The 5543-nt window shown below is 73.4% G+C and carries 5 protein-coding genes; 2 read left to right on the top strand and 3 right to left on the bottom strand.

The features are described 5' to 3' along the window. Both Mterra_RS18195 and Mterra_RS18190 read right to left on the bottom strand, forming a co-directional pair. On the bottom strand, nucleotides 1–728 hold a 728-nt coding region (locus tag Mterra_RS18195), incomplete at its 3' end, for a M23 family metallopeptidase (protein ID WP_147372928.1). A gap of 62 nt (nucleotides 729–790) precedes the next feature. Next, nucleotides 791–4114: a diguanylate cyclase gene (locus tag Mterra_RS18190; RefSeq protein WP_119316435.1), complete on the bottom strand. Its 3324-nt coding sequence runs from the start codon at nucleotides 4112–4114 to the stop codon at nucleotides 791–793. Nucleotides 4115–4190: 76 nt separating this feature from the next. Here Mterra_RS18190 and Mterra_RS18185 point away from each other — a divergent pair, with 76 nt between their 5' ends. Together Mterra_RS18185 and Mterra_RS18180 are read left to right on the top strand one after the other, a co-directional pair. Continuing rightward, nucleotides 4191–4505, top strand: coding sequence for an FUN14 domain-containing protein (locus Mterra_RS18185; RefSeq protein ID WP_119316434.1), 315 nt, complete (start codon nucleotides 4191–4193; stop codon nucleotides 4503–4505). A 3-nt stretch (nucleotides 4506–4508) separates the two neighbouring features. Beyond that, the gene (locus tag Mterra_RS18180) at nucleotides 4509–4817 is read left to right on the top strand and encodes a hypothetical protein (protein WP_119316433.1); all 309 of its coding nucleotides are present in this window, start codon (nucleotides 4509–4511) and stop codon (nucleotides 4815–4817) included. 3 nt (nucleotides 4818–4820) lie between these two features. Here the strand turns inward: Mterra_RS18180 and Mterra_RS18175 are convergent, their stop codons facing one another. Then, nucleotides 4821–5381 carry a 5-formyltetrahydrofolate cyclo-ligase gene (locus Mterra_RS18175; RefSeq protein ID WP_119316432.1) on the bottom strand — a complete coding sequence of 187 codons (561 nt, stop codon included), beginning with the start codon at nucleotides 5379–5381 and terminating at the stop codon, nucleotides 4821–4823. Between the last annotated feature and the right edge of the window lie 162 nt (nucleotides 5382–5543).

Raw genomic sequence — 5543 nt, 5'->3', positions numbered from 1 at the left:
GTGCGGGTGGGCAGCCAGGGGGTGCTGCCCGGGGCCGGGGGCCAGGTGCGGGCGAAGTCGTTGAGCAGGCCGCCGCCCCTGCGGGCCTGGGGCTGCTGCAGGGGCAACTGCCAGCGGCGGGGGTTGTCGAGGTCGCGCTGGAAGCCGCGGTTGAAGCCGCCGGTGAGCATCAGGCTGTCCCAGTCGGCGGCGATGTAGAGCATGGGGTTGAAGAAGCGCTGGTGGGAGCGGTCGCGGATCTCGAGGTGCAGGTGCGGCGCGGCGGTGCAGCTGAACTGCGAGTCGCCCGAGACCCCGATCACCTGCCCGCGCCTGACCCGCGCGCCCACCTTCAGCGGCGAGCGCTTCTGCAGGTGGCCGTAAAGGCTCGCCAGCCCGTTGCCGTGGTCGATGACCACGTTGTGCGGCGGGGAGCCGTGGGGCCCGTCCACCTCGCTCACCACCCCGTCGCCGATGGCGACGACCGGGGTGCCGCAGGGGGCGGAGAAGTCGAGCCCGAAGTGGACGCCCTGCCCGGCCCCGTAGCCGTCGCGGCGCTGGCGGTAGGCCCCGGTGGTGTTGCCGTAGAGCTGGCCCAGCAGCCAGGTGTCGGGCCCGGGGGGGCTGGCGAAGGGCAGACCGAACTGGCGGGCCGGCGGCGCGATCCGGCTGTCGGGCAGGGGAGGGGCGTAGTGCGCGAGGGCGAAGGGGAACAGGCCCAATCCGAGGAGAATCCAGCGCCGGACCATGCCCCATGATGGGCCGCGCCTCGGTGAGGCTTATAGGACGTGCCCCACCATCGGGGCGGGCGCTACGCGAGCTGCACCTCGAGCGCGGCCTCGCAGGCTTGCTCGAGGCTCAGGGCCAGAGCCTCCTGGTAGAGCGCCTCGGCCTCCGGCCCCAGCCGCGACCGCGCCCGTTCGATGCTCTCCGCGAGGGCCCGCCGGCTCCCCGGGGGCAGGGGCACGGGGCGCTCGTCGCTCCAGCGCTGCACCGCCGCCGCGACCCGCAGCGCCGGGGCGGGAAGTTGCAGGGCCAGCAGGGTGTCGGCGCAGTCGGCCAGCACCTGCGCCAGCGGCACCACCTGCCCCATGCGGCGGAAGATCAGGAGGCTCTCCAGGCGCAGGGGCCAGGCCTCGCGGGGCTGCCCGAGCCTGACGAGCCGGTTGGCGACGTTGGTGAGGCCGGTGGCGATGCCCTGCTGGTCCTTGAGCCGCCGCTTGATCTCCAGGCTCTCGTAGAGCCAGCGCAGGGCCTCCTCGTCGTCGTCGGCCACGACCGCCAGGTTGCCCAGGGCGTAGGCTACGCCCTGCTCGTCGCCGATGGCGCGCTTGAGCTCGAGGCTTTGCAGGAAGTAGGCGCGGGCGGGCTCGTTGTGGTGCTGCAGGCCGTAGACGATGCCGATGTCGTTGAGGGTGGTGGCCTCGCCCCAGCGGTCGGGGATCTGCCGGGCCAGCCGCAGGGCCTCCTCGAAGGCCGGCAGGGCCTCCTCGAAGCGCCCCGCCTCGCGCAGCAGCAGGCCCTTGAGGTGGGAGGCGTCGGCCAGGGTCTGCGCGTCGCCCGAGGCGCGGCTGGCCTCGAGGCTCGCCTCGGCGAGCTCCATGCTCTGCTCCCAGTGGCCCAGGTCCTTCAGCAGCGCCGCCAGCGAGGCCTGGCCCTTGGCCCGCAGCCGCGGGGGGATCTCCGCGGGCGCCTCGAGGAAGGCCCGGTGCCAGCGGGCCGACTCGAGGTAGAAGCCGCGCACGTAGTAGAACCAGCGCAGGCCCGCCGCCATCTCCAGGCCCGCCTCGGCGCGGCCCAGCCGCTCGAGGGTGCCCAGCGCGGCGCGGAGGTTGTCGAGCTCGAGCTCGACCCGGTGGATCCAGCTCACCTGCTCGGGGCCGCGCAGCTCGGGCTCGGCCCGCCGCGCGAAGGCCCGGAAGTGCTCGGCGTGGGCCTGTAGGGCGTCCTCCCGCGCGGCTGGGGATAGCTTCTCGTAGGCGAACTGCCGCAGCAGCTCGTGCATCAGGTAGCGCCCGCCGTGGTGGGGGTCGCGCTGCACGAGCGAGAGGTTGACCAGCCCCAGCAGGCCCGAGACCGACGCCCCCGCCACCTGCGCCGCCCCCTCGCGGTCGAAGCCGCCCCGGAACACCGCGAGCCGGGCGAGCACCCGCTGCTCCTCGGGGTGCAGCAGCCGCCACGACGACTCGAACACCGCCCGCAGCGAGCGGTGGCGTTCGGGGCGGGCCTCGTCGCCCTCGGGCGAGCGCAGGGAGCCGAGGTTCTTCTCGATCTCCTCGGCGATCTCGCCCAGGCTGAGCACCTTGGCCCAGGCCGCCGCCAGCTCCAGCCCCAGCGGCAGGCCCTCCACCGCGCGGCAGACCCGGCGGGCGGCCTCGAGGTCGGCCGGCCCGAGCCGCAGGCCGGGGTTGACCCGCCGCAAAGCCTGCAGCAGCAGGCGCATGGCCGGGGAGTCGGCGTCGCCTTCGGGCAGCGCCAGCCCCTCCAGCGGCAGCACCCACTCCTCGGCCAGGCCCAGCCGCTCGCGCGAGGTCAGCAGCAGGGTGAGGCCGGGCACGGCCTGCAGCAGCGCGCGCAGGAACTCGCCGGCCTCGAGCAGTTGCTCGAAGTTGTCCAGCACCAGCAGCACCTCGCGGCCCTTGAGGTGCTCGAGGAGGCCCTGTTGGGGGTCGTGCAGGGTCTTGAGCCCGAATTCCTGCAGCAGGCGGCCGGGCACCTGCTCGGCCTGCTCCAGGCCGGCCAGGGCCACGAAGTAGGCGCCGTCGCGGTAGAGGTGGGCGACCTCGAGCGCCGCCTGCATGGCGAGGTGGGTCTTGCCCATGCCCCCCTGCGCCGCCAGCGTCACCAGCCGGCGCTCGCGCAGCAGCCGCTTGAGCTCCAGCAGCTCGCGGTCGCGGCCGATGAGGCTCTGCTTGGGCACGGGGAGGCCCGGCTCGGGCGGGGGCTCGGCGGCCTCCAGGCGCTCGGCGAAGCCGGGGCTGAGGCTGTAGCCCTGGCCCGTAGGCCGCAAGGCCCCGCCGCGCTCGGCCGCCTCGAGCCGCTCCAGCAGGGGCCGGGGCCAGCCGCCCGAAGCCTGCCACAGCGCCCGCACGAAGGCCTCGGGCGGCTCCCAGCGCAGCCGGCCGCGCAGCAGGACCCGCGCCGACTCGAGGGAGAGGGGCTGCAGCTCGAGCTCCTCCGAGAGCGCCGGCACCGGCCACTCGCCCCCGCTCCCGGCCACGGCCACCCCCGTCACCGGGCCCTGGGGGTCGCTCATCAGCTCGGCGAGCACCTTGCGGCTGGCTACGTCGAGCTCCTGCGGCCGGTCCACCAGCCACAGCACCGGCCCCTCGAGCTGCCGTAGGGCCGCGCTGCCCTGCCGGATCACCGCCTCGGCGAGCTCGAGGCCCACCCCGTCGAGCAGCGCGCCGTAGGGGTGGGTGGCGTAGGCGCGGCGGCCGGTGAGCCAGAAGGTGCGGTAGCCCAGCAGCCGGGCGCTGCGCTGGGCCTCCTCGAGGAAGCGCGTGTGCCCGGCCCCGCCCGGCCCCGCCGAGCGCAGGAGGCCCCGTCGGTGCTGGGGCAGGGCACGCAGGAAGTGCTGCAACCCGAGCTGCACGGCCTCGCGCTCGAGCCAGCGCGTCGGCTGGGCCTCGGCCTCGTCGAGGGCCTCCACCAGCCGCGCACGCCCCTGCCGCTTGGCGCTCAGCAGGTACTGGTCGGCCCGCTCGAAGAGGGCTTCGGGGGTGTCGGCCCCGGCCCGGCTCGTCGCCAGCCCGATGCTCAGCGTGAGGGAGAGGGGCGGGTTGCCCGCGAAGGGCCGCGACTGCACCACCCCCAGCAGCCGCTCGGCCAGCAGGGCGGCCTGGGCCTGGTCGGTGCCCGGCAGCAGCAGCACGAACTCGTCGCCGCCGTAGCGGAACAGGCGGTCGTGGGCGCGGATCGCCCCCTGCACGCGCTCGACGAGCTCGCGCAGGATGGCGTCGCCGCGCGGGTGGCCGAAGGTGTCGTTGATGCTCTTGAAGTGGTCGAGGTCGAGGATCAGCAGCGCGGTCTCGTCGCCGGTGAGCTCGGCCTCGCTGAGGGCGGCCTCGAGGCTGGGGAAGAGCTCGGCCCGGCTCAGGGCGCCCGTCAGCGGGTCGAGTTGCGGCGAGATCATGGGCGTCCCCGGGGCATGAGGCCATTTTACGGGCAAAAGAACCGGGCCCTGGTCAGGTCTGTGGCATCATGGGCGCGTGGATTGGATACAACCTTACATCGGCCAGATCAGTTTCGGCGGCATTGCGGGCTTCGCCACCGGCTACACCATCAACAAGGTGGGCAAATTCGTGGCGGTGGCGTTCGGCATCATCTTCATCGTGGTGCAGGTGCTGGCCTCGATGGGCTACCTCAGCGTGGACTGGACCCGCATCCAGCGCGACGTGGAGCCCTTGTTCCAGCAGGAGCAGCTCAAGACCGCCTGGGACCGCCTGGTCGCGGTCCTCACCACCAACCTCCCCTTCGGGGGGGCCTTCGTGGCCGGGCTGATCCTGGGGCTGCGCAGGGGGTGAACCGTGCACAAGTGGACGCGTCTTCTCGGCCTGCTCTTCCTCCCGCCCCTCCTCCCCTTCGGCCTGGCGGTCCTCCAGGACGCGCTGCGCATCGCCCGGCGCGGCCTGTGCGAGGGCTGGATGGACGCGCCCGACTACCCCTGCACCGTGGGCGAGTACCTCGGCCAGTGGGTGCTCAGCCCCTTCGGCGCGGCCATCTTCGCCGCCTACCTCATCCCCTGGGCCCTCCTGCTGGCCCTGCTGTACCCGGCGGCGCTGTGGGCGCGGCAGGCCTGGCGGCGCTACTCCAGGCCCGGAGTGCTCGAGGGCTAGCGCTCAGCGGCGGAGCACCTCGAGCGGCGTGGCGATGAGGTCCACCTGGCGCTCGGGCTCGGCGTAGAGTTCCTCCATCAGCATCATGGGGTGGGCCAGGGTGGCCCAGGGCGCGGCCACCGGCAGGTGCCGGGGCGGGAAGCCGTAGCCCTTGCCGATCCAGCCGAACTTGCGGTCCACGGCCACGCAGCCCACGAGCACCAGGTCCAGCGGGGTGTCCTCCAGCCGCACCGGCTTGCCGTAGCGGGTGATGTCGCGCACGCGCTTGAGCAGCGCCGGTTGCACGTATTCGAGCAGCAGGTAGTGCCCGCCCTTGTCGGGGTGGGGCATCACCAGCCGCTTCCCCGACTTGAGCACGGCCTCGCGCAGGGGCTTGAGCACCTGGTCGGGGCCGGCCAGCACCGTCTGGGCCTCGAGGAAGGGCTCGAGCCCCATCAGCTTCTCGGCCGCCTTGCCCGCCCCCACGAAGTTGGGGTGATGCCCGTGCGGCGGGGTGGGGTAGACGGCGGCCCGGCGCTGGGAAAGCGTGTTCCAGACCTGTTCGCGGAGCTGGCCTGTGGTCACGGGATAAGTATAGGTCGTACGGCGTACGTCCTACGTCGTACGCCGATAGCTAAACGCCAAACGCAAGACGCAAGACGCGGGTCGTACGTCGTACGTCCTGCGTCGTACGCGAGATGCAGCCCCCCTTGGCAAGGGGGGCTGGGGGGATAAACCCTCCCCGCA

The sequence above is a fragment of the Calidithermus terrae genome (assembly GCF_003574345.1).
In the GTDB taxonomy this organism is placed as follows: domain Bacteria; phylum Deinococcota; class Deinococci; order Deinococcales; family Thermaceae; genus Calidithermus; species Calidithermus chliarophilus.
Note: the sequence above shows the minus strand (reverse complement) of the source record. Positions and strands in the feature narration are given on the sequence as shown.

Coding starts and splice junctions, on each gene's coding strand:
- Mterra_RS18190 (WP_119316435.1), bottom strand. CDS start 4,114: ATGATCTCGCCGCAACTCGACCCGCTGACGGGCGCCCTGAGCCGGGCC.